Annotated in this window: 20 protein-coding genes; 15 read left to right on the top strand and 5 right to left on the bottom strand. The window is 67.4% G+C overall.

Annotation, left to right across the window (positions count from 1 at the left end; translation table 11 throughout):
* Positions 1-2: 2 nt before the first annotated feature.
* Both F9C41_RS33625 and F9C41_RS33620 read right to left on the bottom strand, forming a co-directional pair.
* A complete protein-coding gene (locus F9C41_RS33625; RefSeq protein WP_155390873.1) occupies positions 3-1,313 on the bottom strand; it encodes an NAD(P)/FAD-dependent oxidoreductase in 1,311 nt (436 codons plus the stop codon).
* Positions 1,310-2,656, bottom strand: a complete 1,347-nt coding sequence (locus tag F9C41_RS33620; RefSeq protein ID WP_155390872.1) for an aspartate aminotransferase family protein — start codon at positions 2,654-2,656, stop codon at positions 1,310-1,312. Before F9C41_RS33620 ends, F9C41_RS33625 begins: the two co-directional genes overlap by 4 nt.
* 267 nt (positions 2,657-2,923) lie before the next feature.
* Between F9C41_RS33620 and F9C41_RS33615 the strand changes: the two genes are divergently transcribed.
* Entirely contained in the window at positions 2,924-4,162 is a 1,239-nt protein-coding gene (locus F9C41_RS33615; RefSeq protein WP_230690204.1) for an ABC transporter substrate-binding protein, read from the top strand.
* Positions 4,163-4,255: 93 nt separating this feature from the next.
* Here the strand turns inward: F9C41_RS33615 and F9C41_RS33610 are convergent, their stop codons facing one another.
* Positions 4,256-4,741, bottom strand: coding sequence for an Lrp/AsnC family transcriptional regulator (locus F9C41_RS33610; protein ID WP_196280067.1), 486 nt, complete (start codon positions 4,739-4,741; stop codon positions 4,256-4,258).
* A 285-nt stretch (positions 4,742-5,026) separates the two neighbouring features.
* Between F9C41_RS33610 and F9C41_RS33605 the strand changes: the two genes are divergently transcribed.
* From F9C41_RS33605 to F9C41_RS33575, 7 genes are all read left to right on the top strand, one after another.
* Complete coding sequence (locus F9C41_RS33605; protein ID WP_155390870.1) at positions 5,027-6,511, top strand: gamma-aminobutyraldehyde dehydrogenase; 1,485 nt, start codon at positions 5,027-5,029, stop codon at positions 6,509-6,511.
* Positions 6,512-6,557: 46 nt separating this feature from the next.
* Positions 6,558-7,790: a polyamine ABC transporter substrate-binding protein gene (locus F9C41_RS33600; protein ID WP_155390869.1), complete on the top strand. Its 1,233-nt coding sequence runs from the start codon at positions 6,558-6,560 to the stop codon at positions 7,788-7,790.
* A gap of 4 nt (positions 7,791-7,794) precedes the next feature.
* Complete coding sequence (locus F9C41_RS33595; RefSeq protein ID WP_155390868.1) at positions 7,795-8,880, top strand: ABC transporter ATP-binding protein; 1,086 nt, start codon at positions 7,795-7,797, stop codon at positions 8,878-8,880.
* 1 nt (position 8,881) lies between these two features.
* Positions 8,882-9,805, top strand: a complete 924-nt coding sequence (locus F9C41_RS33590; RefSeq protein WP_330164802.1) for an ABC transporter permease — start codon at positions 8,882-8,884, stop codon at positions 9,803-9,805.
* Positions 9,805-10,638, top strand: coding sequence for an ABC transporter permease (locus F9C41_RS33585; protein WP_155390867.1), 834 nt, complete (start codon positions 9,805-9,807; stop codon positions 10,636-10,638). The genes F9C41_RS33590 and F9C41_RS33585 overlap by 1 nt, the downstream gene beginning before the upstream one ends.
* 154 nt (positions 10,639-10,792) lie before the next feature.
* Positions 10,793-12,205, top strand: a complete 1,413-nt coding sequence (locus F9C41_RS33580) for an NAD(P)/FAD-dependent oxidoreductase (protein ID WP_155390866.1) — start codon at positions 10,793-10,795, stop codon at positions 12,203-12,205.
* 107 nt (positions 12,206-12,312) lie between these two features.
* Entirely contained in the window at positions 12,313-13,575 is a 1,263-nt protein-coding gene (locus tag F9C41_RS33575; protein WP_155390865.1) for a saccharopine dehydrogenase family protein, read from the top strand.
* A gap of 33 nt (positions 13,576-13,608) precedes the next feature.
* Here F9C41_RS33575 and F9C41_RS33570 read toward each other — a convergent pair whose 3' ends face one another.
* On the bottom strand, positions 13,609-14,229 hold the full coding sequence (locus F9C41_RS33570; RefSeq protein WP_155390864.1) for a 4'-phosphopantetheinyl transferase family protein: 621 nt from the start codon (positions 14,227-14,229) through the stop codon (positions 13,609-13,611).
* A 290-nt stretch (positions 14,230-14,519) separates the two neighbouring features.
* On the opposite strand from F9C41_RS33570, the gene gmd reads away from it, so the two are divergent.
* The 7 genes from gmd to F9C41_RS33535 all read left to right on the top strand — a co-directional run bounded on the left by gmd (position 14,520) and on the right by F9C41_RS33535 (position 23,824).
* Complete coding sequence (gene gmd, locus F9C41_RS33565; RefSeq protein ID WP_155390863.1) at positions 14,520-15,515, top strand: GDP-mannose 4,6-dehydratase; 996 nt, start codon at positions 14,520-14,522, stop codon at positions 15,513-15,515.
* Positions 15,516-15,618: 103 nt separating this feature from the next.
* Complete coding sequence (locus tag F9C41_RS33560; protein WP_155390862.1) at positions 15,619-16,821, top strand: glycosyltransferase family 4 protein; 1,203 nt, start codon at positions 15,619-15,621, stop codon at positions 16,819-16,821.
* Positions 16,822-16,950: 129 nt separating this feature from the next.
* Positions 16,951-18,336, top strand: coding sequence for an O-antigen ligase family protein (locus F9C41_RS33555; RefSeq protein WP_155390861.1), 1,386 nt, complete (start codon positions 16,951-16,953; stop codon positions 18,334-18,336).
* Positions 18,337-18,580: 244 nt separating this feature from the next.
* Complete coding sequence (locus F9C41_RS33550; protein ID WP_155390860.1) at positions 18,581-19,438, top strand: hypothetical protein; 858 nt, start codon at positions 18,581-18,583, stop codon at positions 19,436-19,438.
* Complete coding sequence (locus F9C41_RS33545; protein WP_155390859.1) at positions 19,435-20,952, top strand: glycosyltransferase; 1,518 nt, start codon at positions 19,435-19,437, stop codon at positions 20,950-20,952. Before F9C41_RS33550 ends, F9C41_RS33545 begins: the two co-directional genes overlap by 4 nt.
* Positions 20,949-22,421: a glycosyltransferase family 4 protein gene (locus F9C41_RS33540; RefSeq protein ID WP_155390858.1), complete on the top strand. Its 1,473-nt coding sequence runs from the start codon at positions 20,949-20,951 to the stop codon at positions 22,419-22,421. The genes F9C41_RS33545 and F9C41_RS33540 overlap by 4 nt, the downstream gene beginning before the upstream one ends.
* Before the next feature lie 146 nt (positions 22,422-22,567).
* Positions 22,568-23,824, top strand: coding sequence for a glycosyltransferase family 4 protein (locus F9C41_RS33535; RefSeq protein WP_155390857.1), 1,257 nt, complete (start codon positions 22,568-22,570; stop codon positions 23,822-23,824).
* Positions 23,825-24,093: 269 nt separating this feature from the next.
* Here the strand turns inward: F9C41_RS33535 and F9C41_RS33530 are convergent, their stop codons facing one another.
* A complete protein-coding gene (locus F9C41_RS33530; RefSeq protein WP_155390856.1) occupies positions 24,094-25,308 on the bottom strand; it encodes an acyltransferase family protein in 1,215 nt (404 codons plus the stop codon).
* Positions 25,309-25,311 lie beyond the last annotated feature (3 nt).

Raw genomic sequence — 25,311 nt, 5'->3', positions numbered from 1 at the left:
CACTAAGCGGATCCCCGTCCTGCCCAGCGGTCGAGGGCGACGACGGTGCGCAGGGCGGTGTTGATGCCGAGCCAGCGCAGGGGTTCGGGCTCCCAGCGGGGGGAGCGGTGGTTGACCCAGGGGAGGGCGGTCAGCGGTGAGTCGGCGCCGGTGATCAGGTCGGCGAGGGTGCGGCCGGCGAGGTTGGTGGCGGCGACGCCGTCGCCGACGTAGCCACCGGCCCAGGCCAGGCCGGTGGTCCGGTCGAGGCCGACGGACGGGTGCCAGTCGCGGGCGATGCCGAGTGGGCCGCCCCAGGCGTGGGTGAGCTTGGTGTCGGCGAGCGCGGGGAACAGTTCCACCAGGGTGTTGCGCAGGGCAAGGTGGACCGAGGGATCGCTGTCGAAGGACGGGCGCACCGCGGAGCCGTAGTGGTAGGGAGCGCCGCGCCCGCCGAAGGCGAGCCGGTCGTCGGCGGTGCGCTGGCCGTAGATGACCAGCCGCCGGTGGTCGGTGAAGGTCTCCCGCCGGGCCAGACCCGCGGTGTCCCAGAAGGACTGCGGCAGCGGCTCGGTCGCGATCATCAGGGAGTAGATCGGCACCACGGCCCGCCGGTAGCCGGGTAGGCCGGGCGTATAGCCCTCGGTGGCCCGGACGACCACGGCGGCGCGTACCGTGCGATGCTCGGTGCGGACCGCGCCCGGCATGATCTCCAGCACCCGGGTCTGCTCGTAGATCGTGACGCCCAGTCGCTCCACGACCGAGGCCAGCCCGCGAGCCAGCCGCAGCGGGTGCAGTGCCGCGCAGTGCGGTGACCAGGTGGCCCCGTGCACGTCGGTCGCCCCGCAGCGCTCCAGCGCCTCGCCCCGGTCGAGCAGTCGCAGTTCGAACCCGTACGACGCGGCCAGCTCCGACTCCGCCCGGGCCCCGCGCCACTGCGCCGCCGACCGGGCCAGCCCCAGCGTGCCGCCCTTGTCCCAGTGGCAGTCGATGCCCTCGGCGGCGGCGACCCGGCCGACCTCGTCGACAGTGTCGATCATCGCCTGCTGGAACGCGACCGCCGCCGCCCGCCCGTGCAGCTTCTCCAGCTTCGGCAAGGGCGTGGGCAGCAGCCCGGAGCACCAGCCGCCGTTGCGCCCGGACGCCCCGAACCCGGCCTGCTCGGCCTCGACGACCGCGATTCGCAGCGCCGGGTCGGCACGGCGCAGGTAGTACGCCGTCCACAGGCCGGTGTAGCCCGCGCCCACGATCGCCACGTCGACGTCGAGGTCGCCGGAAAGGGGCGGGCGGGACGCGACGGCCCCGCCCGCGGTGTCGAACCACAGGGAGGTCACAGCAGTGAAGAGGCCCGGGTCAGCACGTCGCGCAGGATCTGCTCGATCTCGTCGAACTGCTGCTGGGTCGCGGTCAGCGCCGGGGAGAGCTGGATGACCGGGTCGCCCCGGTCGTCGGCGCGGCAGTACAGGCCCGCCTCGAACAGCGCCCCGGACAGGAAGCCGCGGATCAGCCGCTCGGACTCCTCGGCGTTGAACGTCTCCCGGGTGGCCCGGTCCTTGACCAGCTCGATGCCGTAGAAGTAGCCCTCGCCGCGGACGTCGCCGACGATCGGCAGGTCGTACAGCTTCTCCAGGGTGGCCCGGAACGCGGGCGCGTTCTCGCGCACATGCCCGACCAGGTCCTCGCGCTCGAACAGGTCCAGGTTGGCCAGACCGACCGCGCAGCTGACCGGATGCCCGCCGAACGTGATGCCGTGGGCGAACATCTGCCCGTCGGCCAGGAACGGCTCGATCAGCCGGTCACTGGCGATCATCGCGCCGAGCGGCGAGTATCCCGAGGTCATGCCCTTGGCGGTGGTGATGATGTCGGGCTGGTAGCCGTAGAACTGGGCACCGAAGTACTCGCCGAGCCGCCCCCAGGAGCAGATGACCTCGTCGGACACGAGCAGCACGCCGTAGCGGTCGCAGATCTCGCGTACCCGCTGGAAGTAGCCGGGCGGAGCGGGGAAGCAGCCGCCCGCGTTCTGCACGGGCTCCAGGAACACCGCGGCCACCGTCTCGGGGCCTTCGCGCTCGATGGCGCGGGCGATCTCCTCGGCGGCCCATACGCCGAACGCCTCGTAGTCGTCGCCGTGCTCGGGCGCGCGGTAGAAGTTCGTGTTCGGCACCTTGATGCCGCCGGGCACCAGCGGCTCGAACTCGGCGCGGAACGCGGGGACGCCGGTGATGGACAGCGCGCCCATCGAGGTGCCGTGGTAGGCGAGGTAGCGGCTGACGACCTTGTGGCGCAGCGGCTGGCCGACCTTCTTGAAGTAGGAGCGGGCCAGCTTCCAGGCGCTCTCCACGGCCTCGGACCCGCCGGTGGTGAAGAAGATCCGGTTGAGGTCGCCGGGGGTCAGCTCGGCGATCCGGTCCGCGAGCTCGATGGCCTTCGGGTGGGCGTACGACCACAGCGGGAAGTAGGCCAGCTCGTGCGCCTGCTTGGCGGCCGCGTCGGCCAGCTCGGCGCGGCCGTGGCCCGCGTTGACGGTGAACAGGCCGGCGAGGCCGTCGAGATACCGCTTGCCGTTGCTGTCCCAGACGTACGTGCCCTCGCCGCGGACGATCGTCGGCACGCTGCCCTCGCGGTAGGCGCCCATGCGGGTGAAGTGCATCCAGAGGTGGTCGGTTTCCTTGCCCATCGTGAGGCCTCACTCATCGGTACGTTGCGGCGTTGCCTACGGTTATCGCACACGTAGTCGAGATGCAGCAACCCTCTCAGTAGTATTTTCGCACGACGGCTACGGATTTCGTAGTACGTCGGCAACCTGGGCGACATGGTTGGGCAGTAACGGGTGGTTTGTGAGCTGCCGCACCTCAGCGGGCGTGTGGCGGGCCGTTTTGGGCACAATTGCGGGTCACCCGTCACCCCTCCAGGCTCTCAGCCTGCCCAGCGGAAGGTGCCTCGATTGCGCGCTCGTCCTCTGTCGGCCCCGGCCCGCGCCCTGCTCGCGGCCACCACGGCGACCTCCTCGCGGCGGCGCGTGCTCCGCGGCGCCCTGGCCGGCGGCGCGCTCGCCGCGACCGGCGGGGCGCTGGCTGCCTGCAGCCCGTCGGGCATCAAACCCCAGGCCGGTGCGTCCACCCGTCCCGCCTGCACCGCCACGGACCTGTCCGCCACGGAGCGCAAGGTCTCGTTCGGCAACTGGGTGCAGTACCTCGACGTGGATTCCAACGACGAGAAGCGCCACCCCACGCTGGCCGCCTTCAAGGCCAGGACCGGCATCGAGGTGTCCTACACCGAGGACATCAACGACAACAACGAGTACTACGGCAAGATCCGTGCGCAGCTCGGGGCCTGCCAGCCGATCGACCGCGACATCGTGGTGTTCTCGGACTGGATGGTCAACAAGTTCCTGCGCAACGGCTTCGCCCAGGAACTCGACGCGGCCAAGACGCCCAACTACCGCCGCAACCTGCTGCCCTCGCTGAAGGCCCGCCCGTACGACCAGGAGCTGCGCTACGCGGTGCCGTGGCAGTCCGGGCTGACCGGGTTCGCGGTCAACACCCGGGTGGCCAAGGAGGTGCACACCGTCGACGAGCTGCTCACCCGCCCCGACCTCAAGGGCAAGGTGAGCGTGCCGATGGAGATGCCCGACACGATGGGCCTGCTCATCGCGTCGCTCGGCAAGAACCCGGCCGCCTTCACGCCGGAGGACTTCGACGCGGCGCTGGAGAAGCTGCGCAAGGCCGTCGAGTCCGGGCAGATCCGCCGCTTCACCGGCAACGAGTACGTCCAGGACCTGGCCAAGGGCGACGTCGCGGCCGCGATCGCCTGGTCCGGCGACGCGCTCCAGCTGGGCCTCAACGACGACAAGATCAAGTTTGTATCGCCCGACGAGGGCATGCTGATCTGGTCGGACGCGGCGGTGATCCCGGTGACCGCGACACACGCGAGCAACGCGATGGGGCTGCTCGACCACTACTACGACCCGAAGGTGGCCGCCGAGCTGGCCGCGTGGGTCAACTACGTCTGCCCCGTCGCCGGCGCGCAGGACGAGATGGTCAAGATCGACCCCGAGCTGGCCGAGAACAAGCTGATCTTCCCCGACGACGCCATGCTCGCCGGCGTGAAGGCGTTCGCCCCGCTCGGCGAAGCCGAGGAGAAGGCGTACCAGGCGAAGTTCTCCGCCGTCATGGGCGTCTGACCCCGCCCCGCTGTACAAAGACGTTGGCCTATCCGGATGAGAAATTCGCGATCGAACTCATCCAGATAGGCCAACGTCTATGACAAGTCGGGGTCAGGCGGTGCCGGTGCCCCAGGAGTAGGTCTGTTTGCGGAGCTTGAGGTAGACGAAGACCTCGGCCCCGATCACCCCGTCGACGGCCCGCACCTCGTGCAGGATCTCCAGCAGGTGGTCGTCGTTACGGCACACGGCCTCGAGCAGCAGGTCGTACGACCCGGCCGTGATCACCACGTAGTCGACCTCCTCGATCTCGGAGATCCGGTCGGCGATGCCCTCCAGGTCGCCCGTGGTCTTCACGCCGATCATCGCCTGGCGGCCCAGCCCCAGTTGGAGTGGATCGGTCACGGCCACGATCTGCATGACGCCCGCGTCGATGAGCCGCTGCACGCGCTGTCGCACCGCCGCCTCGCTCAAGCCGACCGCGCGGCCGATGGTCGCGTACGGTCTGCGGCCGTCCTCCTGCAACTGCTCGATGATCTGCTTGGCGATGTCGTCGAGTAGCGCATGGTTGGCGTGGTTGAGTTGAGGGTGGCGGCGGATGACACCGCGCGTGGCGGAGTCGGCGGGCGTCGGCAATGAGGCCTCCTGGGGCGTACGCAAAGGGGAGCGCGTGATGGTCCAGCCCGCGCATCGTATCGCTACGAGGCAGACGATTCCGGCACTTAGCGGCCACCCCCGTAACGGAAACGTCATCAAGTCGCGATATCGGGTGCCGGAATCCGTAGTCGCACTCCAGATTCGCCACGGAATCCCTTGTCATGTGGCGCACGTCATGTCACGATCGTCGCGCCACGGGTTGTTGCACATCTGACAGTGGGAGGCGATATGACCGGCTTTTCGCCGAACGTGATCGGTGCCCGGATCGCGGACGGCACGTCGGGTGAGCGCTTCACGGTGGTCGACCCCGCCGACGGTAGCACCGTCGCGGAGTACGGACTGGCTGGTCAGGAAGATGTGGCAGCGGCCGTGGCGGCCGCGCGGGCGGCTTTCCCGGGTTGGTCCGGCGCGACGCCGGGCGAGCGCTCCGGGGCCCTGCACCGCCTGGCCGCGCTGCTGTCGGAGCGGGCCGCGGATTTCGTCGCCGCCGAGGTGGCGCAGACCGGCAAGCCGGTGCGCCTGGCGACCGAGTTCGACGTGCCGGGCACCATCGACAACACCGCCTTCTTCGCCGGCGCGGCGCGCGACCTGCAGGGCAAGGCGGCGGGGGAGTACTCCGCCGACCACACCAGCTACGTGCGGCGCGAGGCGATCGGCGTGGTCGGCTCGATCTCGCCGTGGAACTACCCGCTGCAGATGGCGGCCTGGAAGATCCTGCCCGCGATCGCGGCGGGCAACACCATCGTGCTCAAGCCCGCCGAGCTGACCCCGCTGACCAGCGTGATGTTCGCGCAGGCGTGCCTCGACGCGGGCATCCCGGCGGGCGTCGTCAACGTGGTCACCGGGCGCGGCCCGGTCGCCGGGGCGGCGCTGGTCGCGCACCCCGACGTGGACATGGTCAGCTTCACCGGCTCGACCGCGGTCGGCCGGGGGATCGGCGCGAGCGCCGCGGGCGCGGTCAAGCGGGTGCACCTGGAGCTGGGCGGCAAGGCCCCGTTCCTGGTCTTCGACGACGCGGACGTGGAGGCCGCGGCGCAGGGCGCGGTGGCCGGGTCGCTGATCAACAGCGGTCAGGACTGCACCGCCGCCACCCGCGCCTACGTGCAGCGGCCGCTCTACGACCGGTTCGTGGCCCGGGTCGCGGAGCTGTTCGAGGGCGTACGCGCCGGTGACCCGCGGGACCCGGCGACCGACATCGGCCCGCTGATCAGCCTCGCCCAGCGCGACCGGGTGGCGGGCTTCGTCGACCGGGCCCGCGCGGCGGGTGCCAAGATCGTGGCGGGCGGCCGGGTGCCCGAGGGTCTGGCGCACGGCGCCTACTACGCGCCCACCCTGGTCGTCGACGCCGCGCAGGACAGCGAGATCGTCCAGCACGAGGTCTTCGGCCCGGTGCTGGTCGTGCTGCCGTTCGACGCCGATGATGAGGGTGTGGCACTGGCCAACGACACGCCGTACGGACTGGCGGCGAGCGTGTGGACGCGGGACGTCCACCGGTCGCTTCGGGGCACGCGCGAGCTGCGCGCCGGATGCGTGTGGGTCAACGACCACATCCCGATCATCAGCGAGATGCCACACGGGGGTTACCGTCGCTCCGGCTTCGGAAAGGACATGTCCACGTACTCGTTCGACGAGTACACCCAGATCAAGCACGTCATGTACGACACCACCGCGGTCGCCGCGAAGCCGTGGCACCGCACCGTCTTCAGTCAGTAAGTGATATCTGCGCCTGTACACCCCTCTGGCAGTGAAGGAACGTTCGATGGCTCGTCGCATACCACTCTCCCCGCAGGCCCAGGCAGTGCTGGCGGCCATGCCGTCGCGCCGGAACGTGCTGCGCGGGGCTCTCGCCGGCGGGGCCTTCGCGGTGGCCGGCGGTGCGCTCGCCGCCTGCGGCACCAAGGGCACCGGCGGCACGGCCGGCCCGTCCGCGGGCCCGCGCTGCACCACGGCCGACCTGTCGGCCACCGAGCGCAAGATCGCGTTCTCGAACTGGCCCGCGTACATGGACGAGGACGAGAAGAACGCCGAGGTCCACCCGACGCTGGTCGCGTTCAAGGCGAAGACCGGCATCGACGTGTCCTACACCGCCGACATCAACGACAACAACGAGTTCTACGGCAAGATCCGGACGCAGCTGGCCGCCTGCCAGCCGATCGACCGCGACATCGTGGTGTTCACCGACTGGATGGCGACGACCTTCATCCGCAACGGCTTCGCGGCGAAGTTCAACCCGGACAAGGTCGCCACGTTCCTGAAGAATCTCGCCCCGACGCTGCGCAGCCGCCAGTTCGACCCGAACATGGAGTACGCGGCCCCGTGGCAGTCGGGTCTGACCGGCATCGGCGTGAACACCGCGGTGGCCAAGGAGGTGCGCACCGTCGACGAGCTGCTGACCCGCGCCGACCTGAAGGGCAAGGTCACCTGCCTCACCGAGATGCGCGACACCATGGGCTTCATGCTCATGTCGAACGGCAAGGACCCGGGCGACTTCACCACCGCCGACTTCGACGCGGCGCTGGAGAAGCTGAAGGCGGCCGTGGCCTCGGGGCAGATCCGCCGCTTCACCGGCAACGACTACGTGCAGGACCTGGCCAAGGGTGACATCGCCGCCTGCATCGCGTGGTCCGGCGACGTGATCCAGCTCGGCTTCGAGAACGACAAGATCAAACTGGTCACCCCGGACGAGGGCATGATGCTCTGGTCGGACAACATGCTGATCCCGGTGACCTCGCCGCACGCCGCGAACGCCATGGCGTTGATCGACTACTACTACGATCCGAAGGTGGCCGCTGAGCTGGCCGCGTTCGTCAATTACGTCTGCCCGGTGGCGGGCGCGCAGGAGGAGATGGTCAAGATCGACCCCGACCTCGCGCAGAACCCGCTCATCTTCCCCAACGCCGAGATGCAGGCGAAGATCAAGATCTTCAAGCCGCTGACCGAGGCGGAGGAGAAGGAGTACACGGGCAGGTTCCAGGCAGCGATCGGGGCGTGACAGGTTGACCGACCAGGACCTCTGCATCGAGAACGTCACCAAGACGTTCGGCGGGTTCGCCGCCGTCGACGACCTCACCCTGACCATTCCGGACGGCTCGTTCTTCGCGCTGCTCGGCGCGTCGGGCTGCGGCAAGACCACCACGCTGCGCATGGTGGCGGGTCTGGAGGAGCCGACCGCCGGGCGGATCATGCTCGGCGGGCTGGACATCACCCGGATGCGCCCCTACAAGCGGCCGGTCAACACGGTGTTCCAGAGCTACGCGCTGTTCCCGCACATGAACGTCGCGGACAACGTGGCGTTCGGTCTGCGCCGCAAGGGCGAGAACAGGGCGGACACCCGCCGCAAGGTCGCCGAGATGCTCGACCTGGTCCAGCTGGGGCAGTACGGCACGCGCCGCCCGGCGCAGCTGTCCGGTGGGCAGCAGCAGCGGGTGGCGCTGGCCCGGGCGCTGGTCAACCAGCCCGAGGTGCTGCTGCTCGACGAGCCGCTCGGCGCGCTCGACCTCAAGCTGCGCCGCCAGATGCAGATCGAGCTCAAGCGCATCCAGACCGAGGTCGGCATCACCTTCGTGCACGTCACGCACGACCAGGAGGAGGCCATGACCATGGCCGACACGGTCGCCGTGATGCAGGCGGGCCGGATCGAGCAGCTGGGCGCGCCCGCCGAGATGTACGAGTTCCCCGCCTCGGCGTTCGTGGCCAACTTCCTCGGCCAGTCCAACCTGATCAAAGCCGAGGTCACCGGGCAGGCCGACGGCCACGTGACCGTCGACGCGCACGGCAACCGGCTGGCGGTGCCGTCGGCCCGGTGCCGGGTCACCTCCGGCGCGGCCCTGCTGGGCGTACGCCCGGAGAAGCTGCACCTGGCCGACGACCTGGACGCGGTGCCCTCGGGCCACGCGGCGGTGCGGGGCGTCATCACCGACGCCTCCTTCACCGGCGTCTCCACGCAGTATCTGGTGCGCGCACCGTGGGGCAGCGAGCTGACCGTGTTCGTGCCCAACTCCGGCATCGCGAACCCGGCGCTGCCCGGGGCGGAGGTGGCGGTGCACTGGTCGCCCGCGCACTCGTTCCTCGTGGGGAGCTGACGTGGCCGCCCTGCTTCCCACGGCGTCGGGCACGCCCGCCGCCGCCACCGAGATCCCGGTCGAACCGCCGGCCGGGATGCGCCGGCGGCGGTGGATCCCGTATGCCCTACTCGCGCCGGGTCTGCTCTGGCTCGGGGTGTTCTTCGTCTTCCCGGTGTTCCAGCTGGCCATGGCCAGCCTCTGGGACCCCAGCGGGTCGATCGAGACCGGTTACACGTTCGCCTGGTCGTTCTCCAACTACGCCGACGCGTGGGAGATGTTCCACGTCCAGTTCCTGCGGTCGCTGTGGTACGCGCTGATCACCACGGTGATCTGCGTGGCGCTGGGCTACCCGCTGGCGTACGCCATCGCGATCAAGGGCGGGCGCTGGAAGAACCTGATGCTGGTCGGCGTGATCGCGCCGTTCTTCACCAGCTATCTGGTGCGCACCTACTCCTGGAAGGCGATCCTGTCCGACAGCGGGCCGGTGGTCGACTTCCTGAAGTGGCTGCACATCCTGCCGCCGGACGGAAGGCTGCTGGCGACCGAGTTCGCGGTGATCGCGGGCCTGGTCTACAACTTCCTGCCGTTCATGGTGCTGCCGCTCTACGCCAGCCTCGACAAGCTCGACGTGCGGCTGCTGGAGGCGGCCCGCGACCTCTACCACGGGCCGGTGCGCAGCTTCTTCCGCGTGACGCTGCCGCTGTCCATGCCGGGCGTGCTCGCGGGCACGCTGCTCACGTTCATCCCGGCGGCCGGCGACTACGTCAACGCCCAGCTGCTGGGCGGCCCGAACACGCAGATGATCGGCAGCGTGATCCAGTCGCGGTTCCTGGTGGTCAACGATTACCCGATCGCCTCGGCGCTGTCGGTGATGCTGATGCTGACCATCCTGGTGCTCGTGATGATCTACGTACGCGTCTTCGGCACGGAGGAGGTGGTCTGATGCGCACGTTCTGGCGCTGGCTCGCCGAGAAGTGGGTGCTGCTGCTCGGCTTCGTGCTGCTGGGCTACCTGTTCGTGCCGATCGCCGTGGTCATGCTGCTGTCGTTCAACCAGCCGGCCAGCCGCAACACGACGTACGTGCTCGACTTCGAGACCTTCTCGTTCACCTGGCACAACTGGACCGACATCTGCGGGGCGGCGGGCATCTGCGAGTCGCTGACGCGCAGCATCTACGTCGGCCTGTCCGCGACGTTGATCGCCACCATCCTGGGCACTTTGATCTCGTTTGCCCTGGTTCGATACCGTTTCTTCGGCCGGGGATCGACCAACACGCTGATCTTCCTGCCGATGGCCACCCCCGAGATCGTCATGGGCACCTCGCTGTTGACCCTGTTCCTGGGCCTGCAGATCCCGATGGGCTTCTTGACGATCCTGATCGCGCATGTCATGTTCTGCATATCGTTTGTAGTGGTGACCGTGAAGGCGCGGTTGGCCGGGCTGGATCCGAGGCTGCAGGAGGCGGCGATGGACCTGTACGCGACGCCGTGGCAGGCGTTTTGTCTGGTCATCCTGCCGCTGGTGCTGCCCGGCATCGTGGCCGCCGCCCTGCTCGCGTTCTCGCTGAGCTTCGACGACTTCATCATCACGAACTTCGTCACCGGCACCAGTGACTACACGACCTTCCCCATGTTCATCTGGGGCTCGAACCTGCGCGGCATCCCGCCGCAGGTCAACGCGATCGCCACCGCGATGTTCCTGATCTCGTTCGCGTTCGTCATCGCGGGCCAGCTGCGCACCCGTCGCCGCTCCGCCCGCCGCGCCGCGACGTCCTAGCGCACCTGACGGCCGCCGACCGGCCCCACGCCTGATTCGTGGGGAGCCGGCTCGGCGGTCGTTTGGTATTCCCAGACATTTCGTTTGTCTGGCCATTTATAGGGAAAAGGAGCCGCAAAACGGCTTCCCGGTAGTAGAAGGAGGAGATCGGCTCATGCGGGCCAAAGGATCAAAACTGTGGGCGTCGGCGCTGTCAGATGCGTCGCCGACGCCGTACTGGACGGACCGGCCGCAGCGGCCGGCACCCGTGCCCCCGCTGACCAGCGCGACCACCGCGCAGCTGGCAGTCATCGGGGGCGGCTACAGCGGCCTGTGGACGGCGCTGCTGGCCAAGGAGCGCGACCCGTCGACCGACGTGGTCGTGCTGGAGTCGGGGGTGTGCGGCCATGCCGCCTCCGGACGCAACGGCGGTTTCTGCTCCGCGAGCCTCACGCACGGGCTCGCCAACGGGGTGGACCGCTTCCCGGACGAGATCACCGAGCTGGAACGGCTCGGCCGGGAGAACCTCGACCAGATCGAGGACACGCTGAGCCGGTACAGCATCGACTGCGACTTCGAGCGCACCGGTGAACTGGAGGTGGCCACCTCCGCGTACCAGCTGGACTGGCTGCACGAGTCGGCGGAGCTGACCCGCTCGATGGGTTACCGCGCCGAGGTGTTCGACCGCGACCAGGTGCGGGCCGAGGTCGACTCGCCCACGTACCTGGGCGGCTGGTGGGACCGCGACCGGGTGGCCATGGTCGACCCGGCGAAGCTGGCCTGGGGGCTGCGGCAGGCCTGCCTGACCCTGGGGGTGCGCATCTACGAGGGCACCCCGGTGCTCGGGCTGAGCAGCGGGCGCGACGGCCTGCTGCTGCGCACGCCGCACGGCGAGGTGCGGGCGGCCCGGGTCGCGCTGGCGACCAGCGCCTTCGGGCCGCTGGTGCGCAAACTCAAGCGCTACCTGATCCCGGTGTACGACTACGCCCTGATGACCGAGCCGCTCACCGCCGAGCAGCTGGCCGCCCTGGGCTGGCGGCACCGGCAGGGGCTGGGCGACTCGGCGAACCAGTTCCACTATTACCGGCTCACCGCGGACAACCGGATCCTGTTCGGCGGCTACGACGCGATCTACCACTTCGGCAACCGGATCGGGCCGACCCTCGAACAGCGCCAGGACACCTTCGCCCGGCTGGCCGAGCACTTCTTCACCACGTTCCCGCAGCTGGAAGGGCTGCGGTTCACGCACAGCTGGGGCGGGGTGATCGACACCTGCACCCGCTTCTGCGCCTTCTTCGGCACCGCCTTCGGCGGTCGGCTGGCCTACGCGGCCGGCTACACCGGACTGGGCGTGGGCGCGACCCGCTTCGGCGCGCAGGTGATGCTCGACCATCTCGCGGGGCAGTCCACGGAGCGCACCAGGCTGGACTTCGTACGGTCCAAGCCCTGGCCGCTGCCTCCGGAGCCGCTGCGCTCGCTCGGCATCCAGCTGACCCGCTGGTCGCTGGCCCGCGCCGACGAGCACCACGGGCGCCGCAACCTGTGGCTGCGCACGCTGGACCACGCCGGTCTCGGCTTCGACTCCTGACGCCTCCGTCCCACCGTCCTCGTTGGTGATCCACCCGCGGGGACTCGGGAACACACTTGAAGCAAGTCGTTTCGTGGCATTTGTTGCCACGTGTTGAAGGGACTTTTATGCGTATCCTGCTGGTCGGCGCTGGTGGCGTCGGCAGTGCAGCAGCCGCCATCGCCGCTCGCCGTGACTTCTTCCAGCTCATGGTGGTGGCCGACTACTCCCTGGAACGTGCCCAACGGGCCGTCTCCGGGCTCGGCGACCGGTTCGTCGCGGCGAGGCTCGACGCCTCGCAGGCCGACGACGTCGCCCGGTTGTGCCGCGAGCACGGCATCACGCATGTGCTCAACGCGGTCGACCCCCGCTTCGTCATGCCGATCTTCGACGGCGCCTACGCGGCCGGCACGGACTACCTCGACATGGCCATGTCGCTGTCCCGCCCGCACCCGACCGACCCGTACGCCCAGACCGGCGTGATGCTCGGCGAGCAGCAGTTCGGCAAGGCCGTCGCCTGGGAGGCCGCCGACCGGCTGGCGCTCGTCGGCATCGGCGTCGAACCCGGCCTGTCCGACATCTTCGCCCGCTACGCCGCCGACCACCTGTTCTCCGAGATCGACGAGATAGGGGTGCGGGACGGGTCCAACATCACCGTGGAGGGCTTCGACTTCGCCCCGTCGTTCTCCATCTGGACCACCATCGAGGAGTGCCTCAACCCGCCGATCATCTGGGAACGCGACCGCGGCTGGTTCACCACCGCCCCGTTCAGCGAGCCCGAGGTGTTCGACTTCCCCGAGGGCATCGGCCCCGTCGAGTGCGTCAACGTGGAGCACGAGGAGGTGCTCCTCATCCCGCGCTGGGTCGACGCCAAGCGGGTGACCTTCAAGTACGGCCTCGGCACCGAGTTCATCGAGATCCTGAAGACCGTGCACAAGCTCGGCCTCGACTCCACCAGGCCGATCGCCATCGGCGGCGGCCAGTCGACGGTCATGGTCTCGCCGCGCGACGTGCTCGCCGCGCAACTGCCCGACCCCGCCACGCTGGGCTCCCGGATGACGGGCAAGACCTGCGCCGGCACCTGGGTCAAGGGCAAGGGCCTCGACGGCCGGCCCAAGGAGATGTACCTCTACCACGTCGTCGACAACGAATGGTCCATGCGCGAATACGGCCACCAGGCGGTGGTGTGGCAGACCGCTGTGAACCCCGTCGTCGCGCTGGAGCTGCTGGCCCAGGGCGTGTGGAAGGGCACCGGGGTGCTCGGCCCCGAGGCGCTGGACCCGGTGCCGTTCCTGGACCTGCTGACGGCGTACGGCTCGCCGTGGGGCATGCGTGACCAGCAGCCCTTTCGGGCGGTGACCCAGGCGGCCCGCGAGCAGATCGCCGCCTGACGGGCGTTCGTACCCCCTCGGGCATGTCCGCGCTCAGGCGGGATGTGCCCGAGGGGGCACGCGCTCGGTCGCAGCCGGGCAGGGACCGCCGGCAGCCGGCGGGCCGACGACCGAGACGGTGACCGGGGCGCCGAGCGCCGCTGCCGAGTCGCAGGCGAGGCCGAGCACGATCCCGTCGCGGATCCACGCGGCCACCGCCATCGAGGGCAGCCCGGACACGGTCGCGGTCAGCGCCGCGGCCGGCGGCAACGGCATGGGGCGGCGCAGGCCGCCGCCGCGCAGGCCGACCCCGAGAGCCTTGCCGACGGCCTCCTTCTGGGTCCACAGCAGCAGAAAATCGTCGGGGCGACGAGCGATCCAGTCGGCCTCGGCCTCGGAATACCAACGCCGTGCCAGTTCGGTGGCGGGGAGTCCGCGGACCGGCTCGACGTCGATGCCCAGCGGGCCGAGTTCCGTGACGGCCACGGCCGCCAGGTTCGGGCTGTGGCTGACAGCCAGGTGCAGCCCGGCCACGCCGACGACATAGGGTCGTCCGGCGGGCTCGCGGCCGATCTCGACAGCCTCGACGTCGATGCCGAGAACTTCACCCAAGGCGTGCCGGGCCAGGTCGACGGCGTTCACCGTGGTGGCCAGCCAGATCCGGATGCCCGACATGACGACCACGATATTCAAGGGCGGTGGAGCACTCCCGCGAGCGCTCGCTTTACGGACGCCCTTGCCGGCAAGGAGCCAAGAGCTCATCGACAAGATCGGACACTTTGTCAACGTCTACCACAGCAGCCACGGAGGACCACATGACCCCCGAAGGACTCATCCGGTGCTGCACTGGCCGCGGAGCCCAGCTGTTGGCTACGTGACTGATCTTCACGTACCATGACGAGGCTCTTTGCTCGTGACGGGTGGGCAGGGGACTACCGATCAAGTACGAGGAGAACCGGCAAGCTATGGCACTGGCAACGCAGAAACGTGCCCTGATTACTGGCATTACGGGTCAAGACGGACTCTATCTGTCGGAGCTCCTGGTCAGTAAGGGGTATCAGGTATTCGGATTGATTCGCGGGCAGAACAATCCGAAGCTCAAAATGGTTGAGACGTTGCTGCCGACCGTGGAGCTGCTCGAAGGTGATCTGGGCGACATGAGCTCGCTCGTCAAGGCCATCACCTACTGCCAGCCGGATGAGGTCTACAACCTTGCCGCCATTTCGTTCGTGGCCTTCTCCTTCACGCAGCCCGAGCACACTGGCAACATCACGGGACTTGGCGCCCTCCGCCTGCTCGAAGCCATCCGCATCGTCGACGAGGGCAAGGGCAAGATCCGTTTCTATCAGGCCTCGACCAGCGAGCTCTACGGCAAGGTCCGAGAGACTCCGCAGACCGAGTTGACCCCCTTCCACCCGCGTAGCCCGTACGGTGTGGCCAAGGCATTTGCCCACCACATGACCGTCAACTACCGCGAGTCCTACAACATGCACGCCTCGTGTGGCATCCTGTTCAACCACGAATCCCCCCGCCGCGGCCATGAGTTCGTGACGCGGAAGGTCACGAGTTCCGTGGCCCGGATCAAGCTCGGCCTGCAGGACTCCCTCTTCCTGGGCAACCTCGACTCCAAGCGTGACTGGGGTTTCGCCGGCGACTACGTCAAGGGCATGTGGTCGATGCTCCAGCAGGACGAGCCCGATGACTACGTGCTGGCGACCGGCGAGACCCACACCATCCAGGATCTGCTCGACCACGCCTTCCGGGCCGCTGGTATCGACGACTGGACGCCGTACGTCAAGCAGGATCCTCGCTTCATGCGGCCGGCCGAGGTCGACCTGCTCCATGGCGACCCGACGAAGGCCCGAAAGGTGCTCGGCTGGGAGCCCGAAGTCACCTTCGCCGAGCTGATCGCGATGATGGTCGAGAACGACCTGAAGCTCGAGAGCGTAAAGGTCCACTAAGGCCGGGCCGATCGGAATTCAGCGTCATGAACGAAGCCAGTCGAAGAACGACGGGACTTCCGTGGTTCCTCGGTCTCTCTCCGGCGATGGAGGATTGAGTCGGATGAGGGTTGGCCTGGACATTCGGGCGCTTCAGACCTATCACCGGTACCGCGGCATCGGTGTCGTGTTGACCGAATTCCTCAAGGCGATCGAACTGGCTCCGGACGATCACCTCGTGCTGTTCCGTTACGACCACGAGGCGCCGGAGGCGGAGTTTGCCCTGCCCGAAGGCGTGTCGTGGGAGGTTGTCTCGCTCGGACAACCTCCCACGCAACCGTTGGTGCGGGCCGTTCTCGGCACCCTGCGGCCCGGCGGTCGACTGGACGTCAGCGAACATCGATTGAATGTCTTCGTCCAGCCTGACTCTGCGAATGGACTGCCGACCGGGGCACCAGTGGTCACGATCGCGTACGACCTGATCCCGCTCATCTTCGCCGCGCACTACCAGCCGCGGATGTCGCTGGGCGCGCTGCGTCGGCTGGGGGTCAAGGGCCTGATCGGCGGACATCTCCGGGCCTATCTGTACCGGTGGCAGCTTCGACAGCTCGCGAGGGCCGACCGTGTCATCGCCATCTCCGACGCCACTCGCCGCGACCTGCTGTTGCACCTGCCCGCGTTGCCGCCCGACCGGGTCTCGGTGATTCCCTTGGCCGCGAACGCCGCGTACGCCCCAACGGATGAACGCACTGCGCACGCGAAGTACGGAGTGACAAAGCCTTACCTGCTGTACACGGGCGGCGTCGACTTTCGCAAGAACGTGGTCGGTCTGGTCGACGCATTTCACGAACTCCGGGCCACGAAGGACTGTCAGCTGGTCCTGGTGGGCAAGGACTTCGTGACCTTCGACGCGAATGCCCAGCGGTCCCTACGGCGGCTGCTGGACACCTCGCCGTACGCCGCCGACATAATCCGGCCCGGTTTCATCGCCACCGACGAGCTGGTCGAGCTCTACAACGGGGCGGTGGCCTTCGTGTTCCCGTCGCTCTACGAAGGTTTCGGGCTGCCCGTCCTGGAGGCGATGGCCTCGGGATGCCCGGTTGTCACGTACCGAAACTCCTCGCTGCCGGAGGTGGCGGGCGAGGCGGCACTGCTGCTCGACGAACAGGACGATCTGGCGTCAGCGCTGCACGAGGTCTTCTCGGATGAGACGCGGCGGGCGCAGATGCGATCGGCCGGGCTGAAGCAAGCCGCACGATTCTCGTGGCCGGGCACGGTCGGCCAGATGATGGCCGCCGTGAGAAGCACAGCCAGACATGCGAACTAGCCGTCGGCCGGCCGTTGTGGGACGGGCAGATCGACACCTCGCCTGGGTCTATGCTCGTGCGGTTGCCGGACCGCCCCGAGGGCCATATCAAGTTAAGGAACTTCCGCAGTGACGACTACGGTGCGAGAGTTGACCGCCACGGTCAGGCCCTCCGAACACCGACGGGCGACCGTCATCTCGAATGGCATGTTCGTTACCGGTCTTGCCATCATCGCCATATTGATGCCGTTGGGGCACCTGCCGAATCCGCCCGAGAGCCCGCCGTACGTTTCGATGGTCCTGTTGCCGCTGCTGTTGCAGCGCATGGTAATCATGGCGTGGGATGGCTATCACCAGCGGGAAGGTGGCTGGCCGAGCGCACGAGTGGCCGTGGCATTCGCTCTGCCGGTGGTCGCGGCGATCGCGGCAACGGTGACCGCCTTCAACGCCAATATCGCGTGGGCTGCGGCGATTCTGCTGTTCTCGGGTCTTCTCCGGGGCTGGGTGCTCGCACAGTACGTCCGGGAACGCGAAGTCAAGCTGTTCGAGGACTTCGTCTTATGGATGACGGTCGTGGTTACCGGCTTCGGTCTCTTCCAGTTCTTCGGGGACACCTTCGGTGTGCCCACGATCTGGACGCTCCTCGATGCCCGGTACACCTCCGCGGCCGCGTTCCCCTTCCCCAGAGTGCAGTCATTTGCGCTCGAACCGCTCTACCTGGCCCACTACCTCTTTCTGCCGATCGGCATTCTGCTGGTGCGCCGCTGGCGCACCCGGAGGGCAACGACCTTCGAGCAGGTCCTGCTGATCGCGACGCTCACAGTCCTGCTGCTCACCCTGTCCCGGGGCGGGATTCTGGGTTTGCTGCTCTGCGTCCTGGCGATGACCGCCGTAACACGCTCGTGGCGCGAGCTGCTCTACTTCGCGAGATCCGTGGTCGTCGCCTTCGTGATCGTCGTCGGGTTGCTCTCGCTGGCCGGCGCAATGCCGAATGCCTACGCACCGGACAACAAGAAGGCCAACGCGATGGAGGCGTTCACCTCGCATGCGGTCGACTTGAGCGAGGATTCCGCCCGGACACGTTACGATCTCTGGCCGGGCACGGTGCAGATATTCCTCGATCAGCCGCTACTCGGCGTCGGGCCCAACAACTCGCGCCTGCTGTTGCAAGACGGAACGCCCACCACCACGCCCGATGAGGCCGTGGTGATGCAGCCGGTGAACAACGACTATCTGGCCTATCTCAGTGAGATGGGGCTGGTGGGCATCATCCTGACCCTGCCTTTGATCTGGTTGGTGCTGCGGTCGCTGTGGGGGGTTGTGCGAGCCCGGTTCGATCATCCGTCCGGCCCCTATGCGTTCGCTCTGGTGGGGATGGCGTTTCAAGCCAACTCATTCCACTCGCTGCTGATGCTCGGGACCTGGGTGGTCATCGGGCTCCTGATCGCGGGAGCTCGGCTCGTGGGTGAGAAGCAAGCCGAGGCGTCAGACACGCTGGAGACGACTCGGAGCCCGCTGGGCGCAGCCGTCGCATGAGGATCGTGATTGACGCCGCAGCCCGCTATCGGGGTCGCAAGGTAATGACGGTCGCAGACCTCACGCTGGTCGATTTCGACACCAGTCGCGGGTCGGTCGACGGCTGGCCACCCGCCTTGTCGCCATGAGCGGGTTCAGCGCGTGGGGCGGTCGCCGGCGTGGGTCATCGGCTGGTGATCAACGGCCGGCTCCGCGTCCTGCCCTTGACCCGTGTGCGGGGGATTGCCCTGTTAAACTGCCGTCCATGTCAGGGGAAAGGTTCATTTCGTACGGCCAGAACAACGAGGATGTTGTTCTGTGGAGGGCACTCCAGCACGTGGCCGCTGGCCACTACGTCGAGGTGGGCGCCGATCATCCCCGGACAAACTCAGCTACCCGGGCGTTCTACGACCATGGCTGGAGCGGGGTAACCGTCGAACCGGTCCCGCAGTACGCAGCCCTCCACCGCGAACAACGCTCACGCGACCGGCAGATCGAGGCGGTAGTGACCAGCGCCCCGGGGTCCACCGTTCCGACAGCGAGGCTTGACGACCTCTTCGCCGCAACCGGCTGGGGACACGGCGATATCCAGTTCATGCTCATTGACGTCGAGCGTGCGGCGGACGTCCTCTCCACCGTCGACCTCTCCGTGTGGCGACCGTGGGTCCTGGTCGTCGAAGGAACGGTTTCCGCCTCAACGGCCGGGCAGGACCTGCGCCCCGAGAGCAACGGCGAAACATGGGAACCGGCGGTGCTCGCCGCGGGCTATGAGTTCTGCCTTTTCGACGGGGTGTCAAGGTTCTACGTGGCCGAGGAGCATTCCGAGCTTCGTCCTGTGCTCTCGTATCCGGCGTGCGTGCTCGACGACTTCGCGCGCTTCCAGGAAGAGGACCTGAAGGCGCACCACGCGGATCAGCTCGCCGCAGCGAACCGGGAACTGCTGTACTGGCGTTCGGTTGCGATCCGATCGTGGGGTGGCGCCATGGCCGGCCGCAGGAGCGAGTCCGTGCCGCTCAAGAATGCGATCTCGGTCCTGAAGGCGAAGGTTCCCCGACGGCTCAAGGCCCCGCTCCGCAAGGTGCGCAACGCACAACGCGCCCTGGCAAGGCGTGCGCGCCGATGAAGCGCGGCACCAAGCCTTCCGCCGCCGTTCTCGTTGCCGCACTCGCCGAAAGACTGCGCGAGGCCGCGAAGCACCTCTTGGAGGAAGATCCTGATGGGGCCACCAGCGACGATGCCGCCGAGCGGGCCGCAGCGCTCTTGCCGTCGTTGGTCGATGTAGCGCGCAAGCCGGAAGCAACCGCGCAACGTTGGCTGTTGTTCGTCGCCATTCATGGCAGATACCCCGATACCGCAGAGTTCCTGCGGCTCTCACGGGCCATGGAACTCGACGCGCCTGAGGTGTCGACGGTCGCATTGCTCGACAGCGCCGTCACGGCGCCCGGCCCGTACGCCGACCGAGGCATGCAGGTGGTGACGGGAATGCCCGTCGTCGAGGTACAAAGCTCCGGCGCTGTCGATTTCGTGACTGGCATTCAGCGCACAGTGCGCGAGACCTTGCGGTACTGGTCGTCGAAGCATCCGCTCGCGGTCGCCGTGTGGCACCGAGACTCCTGCGCATTGCGTTCGCCGAGGCCTGAAGAGCTGGCCCGCTTGCAAGTCGCAAGCGCGCACCATGCACAGCGTCCCGGCGTCACCGGGGATGGCCCCACCCTGGTCGTGCCTTACCTCACCGACGTGCTTTTCCTCGACGCTCCCGACGGTAGCAAATCGGACGGTTGGGCGTGTATGGCGCGCTTCTCGGGCAACCGCGTAGATCACTTCGCCCACGACCTCATCCCTATCACCAGCGCCGACCTGCGCGTTCAGGGCGAGGCGGCGGACTCGACAGCGCTCCTTTCCGTGATCAAGCACTCGCACAAGATCGCCTGCAACTCCGCTACCACCGAACGCGAAATCCAGGGGTACGTGCAAGGATTGGCAGCCCAAGGGCTGCGTGGGCCGCTCGTCCGAGCGGTGCCCCTGCCAACTGTCGGCGCAATGTCGGACACCCCGAGGCACACGTCACCCGGTAGGCCAAGCGGTCGCGTCGTCATCGTGTGCCCCGGCACTCGTGAACGCCACAAGAATCACGAAACCATTCTGTGGGCGGCCGAGCGGCTCTGGCGGGAGGGACTGAACTTCGAGCTCCGCTTTGTGGGACGCATGGGCGCGGAATTCGCATCGTTTCGGGAGGTTGAGCAGCGCCTCGTCGCAAAGGGGCGCCCGATCACCGACCTGGGAATGGTTTCGGACGACGTCATGTGGTCGGAATTGGGCGCTGCGGATGCGGCTGCCTTCATATCCCTGCAAGAGGGTTTCGGTCTGCCGATCGTCGAGGCGCTGTCCGTCGGCACACCGGTGATGACCACAAGCTACGGAAGTCAGGGCGAGCTCGGGCGCCTCGGTGGTTGCCTTTTGGTCGACCCTCGCGACGACAGCTCGGTAACCGCGGGCCTGCGACGACTCGTCACCGAGCCGGCCCTGCGGGCCGACCTGCGGGCGCAGATCTCACAGCGTCCCCAACGCACCTGGGAGGACTTTGCCGTCGAGCTGTGGGACTTCCTGATCGGTGATGAGAACGGTGGCGAGCGGTGACCAGAGCAAGCCATGGCAGGCTGACGACGCTTGCGAACGCGCTCGGCCGGCAGGCAGCTGGCGGGGCGAAAGCAGGGTCAGCACTGTCGTCACTCATCGATCCGCTCGACCGGGCGCAGGTCTGGCTCGCGATCGCAGTCCTCACGGGCCAGCTCCCCGACGACGAGACTGTGATCAGAGTGGCCCGAACAGCTGAGCTCGAACCGGCAAGGGAAGAGAAAGAGTTTCGAGCGCTGGCGTCGGCTGATGCGAAGAGTCGGAACGTCCGAGTGGTTTCCCGCGATGTCGTCGTCGATGTCGGCAACACCGTTCGCACCAACATCACGAGCGGGATCCAACGGGTGGTGCGCGACACTGTCAGCCGGTGGGCGGCTGAGCGAGATGGGATCACTCTGGTGGCGTGGACCCCGGAGTTCACCGCCATGCGGGGGCTGACCCAGCGGGAAGCCGCCGTCTTCGGCATCGTGGATGCATCGCTGCCGGATGACGAGGAACTGACCGATCTGATCGTGCCCTGGCATGCGACGGTGGTCACTCCTGAACTTGCCGCCGAACCCGACAGAGCGCGCCGCATGCGTGCCCTCGGGCTGTTCTCACGCAACGCGGTCGGCTCCGTCGCCTTCGACCTCGTTCCCATCGTCGTCTCGGAGACCACGACTCCAGGAATGCCGGACGGCTTCTCCCGCCATCTCACCGCGCTGCGGCACAGCCAGCGGATCGCGACCATCTCCCACTCGGTCGCGCTTGAGTACGAGGGATGGAAATCAGGCCTCGCCGCGATCGGACTGGCTGGGCCCTCGGTGGTCGCCGTACCACTGCCCGTCCAGGCGGGCGACGTACCGGCTGACGTTATCGGCGAGGCTGAGCGACAACTGCGGCTCGGGGGCCTCCCCATGGTTCTGGCGGTGGGCTCACATGAGCCGCGCAAGAACCACCTGTCCATCCTCGAAGCCGCAGAGCGGCTCTGGCGGGAAGGCCACGAATTCTGTCTCGTCTTCATCGGCGGGCACTCCTGGGGAAGCGACGAGTTCGTCACCCGAGCGGCGGCGTTGTCCGCGAGCGGCAGACCGATTCGCATCGTCACCAAGGCCTCCGATGACCTCATATGGGCGGCCTACCGCTTGGCGCGTTTCACCGTTTTTCCGTCATTCTATGAGGGGTTCGGTCTGCCGGCCGCCGAATCCATTGCGGTAGGCACTCCATGTATCACGTCCAACTTCGGCAGCATGCGGGAAATAGGTGAAGGCGGCGGTGCGCTGCTTGTCGACACCTACTCCGACACGGAGGTTCGCGACGCCATGCGGCGCCTGCTCACCGACGACGAGTTGCTCCAGCAGTTGCGGATGCAGGCCCGGTCACGACCACCTCGCACATGGGATGACTACGCAAGAGACCTGTGGAACGACCTTGTCGTCCCACTTCGAGCGGACGTGCCCGACTTCCTCGTACCGCCAGTCGAGCGCCGGTAACGGCGGGACCATCAAGGGAATTGCGGTGGTGAGAAGCGTTGGCGGCACCGTGTGGAGCATCGGCGCCGCCCGCCGCGTTCCCGACGCCGAGCCGTGCAAACCGGCTCGGCGACGCTGCGCGCGCATATAAGCGAAAGAGACCATAGATGTCCACATCAAATACGACCTGGATAGATCTTACCGATATCGTTGGCTGGCAAGGCCATTTCACCGGCATTCAACGAGTCGTGTACAACGTGGCACTCAGGTATGCGGCCCAGCCCGACGTGAAATTCTTCGTCATGCGCAGCTCTTTGGGCAAAGTCACCTTCGAAGCGTTTCCGTTCGAGGAGATCCGCAGGGTGGCGGCAAACGCCGCTCCCGTTGTCGGGTCAGAGAGGGCGAAAGCCCGATCCCTTCTCCGCCGCATTGCCGGCCGCGTGCCCCTTGTCCGGACGGTGGGTCGGCGCGTCCGCCGCCAAATCCTCACTGAAGCGTCCGTCCGTGCCGTTGAAGGCCCATTCGCCGCAGGCGACACAGTCATAGTGCTCGGCGGCAACTGGAATAATGCCGACTACCTGCCGGCGATTCAGGTGTTGCGCAACCGAACCGGCTTCCGCTTCTACCACGTCGTGCACGACCTGGTACCCGTATTCTGTCCCGGCTATGTCCCGCCTGAGGTGGTCGGCCGCTTCACTGACTACCTTGCGCAGACTTGCCAGGTCGCCGACGGTCTCATTGCCGTCTCCGAGTCCACCAAGCGCGACTGTCTCAGATTCATCAAGGAGCATGGGCTCAAAACGGTGCCGGTGGGCGTGATGAGGTTAGGGGACGAATCGGCCCAGGCGGTTGACCGGAAACCGGTGTCACCAAATGCCGACCTCATGCCCGGCAACTACATTCTCTGTGTCAGCACCGTCGAGATCCGCAAGAACCACACGCTCCTGTACTACGTCGCGCGCTTGGCCCGGGAACGCAAAGTGGAGCTGCCACCCATCGTGCTGGCCGGCAAGATGGGATGGCAGACCGGGGATATCCAGTTCATCTTGAACAACGACCAGACAGCGAAAGAGCAGTTTGTGATCGCGCAGGCCGTCACCGACGCCGAACTCGAATGGCTCTACCGCAACTGCAGCTTCACGATTTACCCGTCATTTTACGAGGGGTGGGGGCTACCCATCGCTGAATCTCTCGTTTACGGCAAACCCTGCCTGGCCTCGAACACTTCCTCGATGCCGGAGGTGGGAGGAGACCTCGTCGACTACTTCTCACCGTACGATGCCGGGGAATGCCTGGACCAAATCGTCAAATACCTCGACAAAGCCACCCTGGAACACAAGGCCGAGACCATTAAAAGGTCCTACCGTCCTCGCTCCTGGGATGACGCCTTCCAAGACGTCCGAGCGTTTGTATCTCAATCCTGATACGTGGCAGCTGCATGGGTGTTGACGTGGTTCCAGGTCTGCCCGGTGCGCCGCTCGGCGACGCGTACGAGTAGCAGCGTCAGCCCGCAGAGCAGGACGTGGGCCTGGATGCGCAGGTCGAGACGGCGGGCCGCAGCTCGGTGGCGACCTTCGCGCGGTTGACGACGAGCCTGCCGTTGGCCTGCTGGCGCAGGTAACGGCAGGCTCGTCGGATGATCGTGCAGGCGCGTTCGGCGGTGCGGCTCGTCGCGTCGGCGATCCTGCCGGCCTTAACTCGCGACAGCGCCTACGGTCATCGGACGCCCTGGGTCGCCAGCGGTTCCACCGGCGGGGCGGGTGCGCTGCCGGGTCAGCAGCCGACCGACCGCGATCGACGGCTTCTCCACCCCGCGGTAGACCAGCTCGGTTCCCAGCGCGGAGGCCAGCAGCCCGGCAACCAGTGCCCAGGGGAAGGTCCAGCCGTCGACGAAGACCAGGTTCATCACGTACAGCCCGACGATGCCGTGCACCAGGTACAGCGAGTAGCTGCGCGCCGCCACCAGGTCCAGCACCCGGTTGGCGCGGATCCGGCCCTCAGCGAGCACCGCGACCAGGAACAGCACCAGCGCGATGCTGATGCTCGACCCGTAGGATCCCTCCGGCGTCAGGGAGTTGGGGTAGATCGGCTCGATCCCCCGTACGAAGACCAACCAGGTGACAACGCCGAGCAGCCCGACCAGCCAGATCCGGGCCCCGCGCTGGGTCACCAGGTAGACCAGCTGCCCGAGCACCAGCAGCGGCACGTAGGCCACCGACACGCTGAACAGGAAATACTCCGCGCCGAAGGACGTGGCGGTCAGCTGGATGGCACCCACTACGACCAGGATCCCGGCTGGGACGATCCAGTCCGGCCAGGACCGGCGCAGCACGAACCCGCCGACGCCGACCAATCCGTAGAAGATCAGCTCGATGAGCAGCGTCCAGGCCACGCCCACGATGACCACCTGCGGCACGCTGACGTAGGTGAGCATCGTCATCGCCTTGAGCACCACCACCGGGGTGATCGACTCCCAGGCCGCCGATCCGTGGCCGCTCCAGTGCTGCAGCCAGGCGATCCCCACCGCCAGCAGTACCGCCACGATCATCGGCGGGTACACCCGCAGCAGCCGTCTCACTGCGAACTTGCCCGGCGTCTCCCGGGTGGCGGCCCGGGTCACCACGAACCCGCTGATCAGGAAGAACAATGCCACGCCGAGGAATCCGCCGTGCTGGATGATGTTGAGTGGACCCATCACGAAGCGCTCAACCAGATCGTTTGGCTCCCAATGAAGCCTCTGCTGGCTCAGCCACTGCCCGACCATGTGGTCCCAGACCACCAGCAGGGCCGCCGCCCCGCGGAGCTGGTTGACCAGTGAAAAGTAGTCGGACCGCCCGGGTGGTCGGCGAGCGCCGTCCTGGTGGGCTGTGAGGGTCGGCGTCGCAGCCGGCCGTGTGTCGATCACCATGGT

This window comes from Catellatospora paridis (assembly GCF_009720365.1).
In the GTDB taxonomy this organism is placed as follows: domain Bacteria; phylum Actinomycetota; class Actinomycetes; order Mycobacteriales; family Micromonosporaceae; genus Catellatospora; species Catellatospora paridis.
Note: the sequence above shows the minus strand (reverse complement) of the source record. Positions and strands in the feature narration are given on the sequence as shown.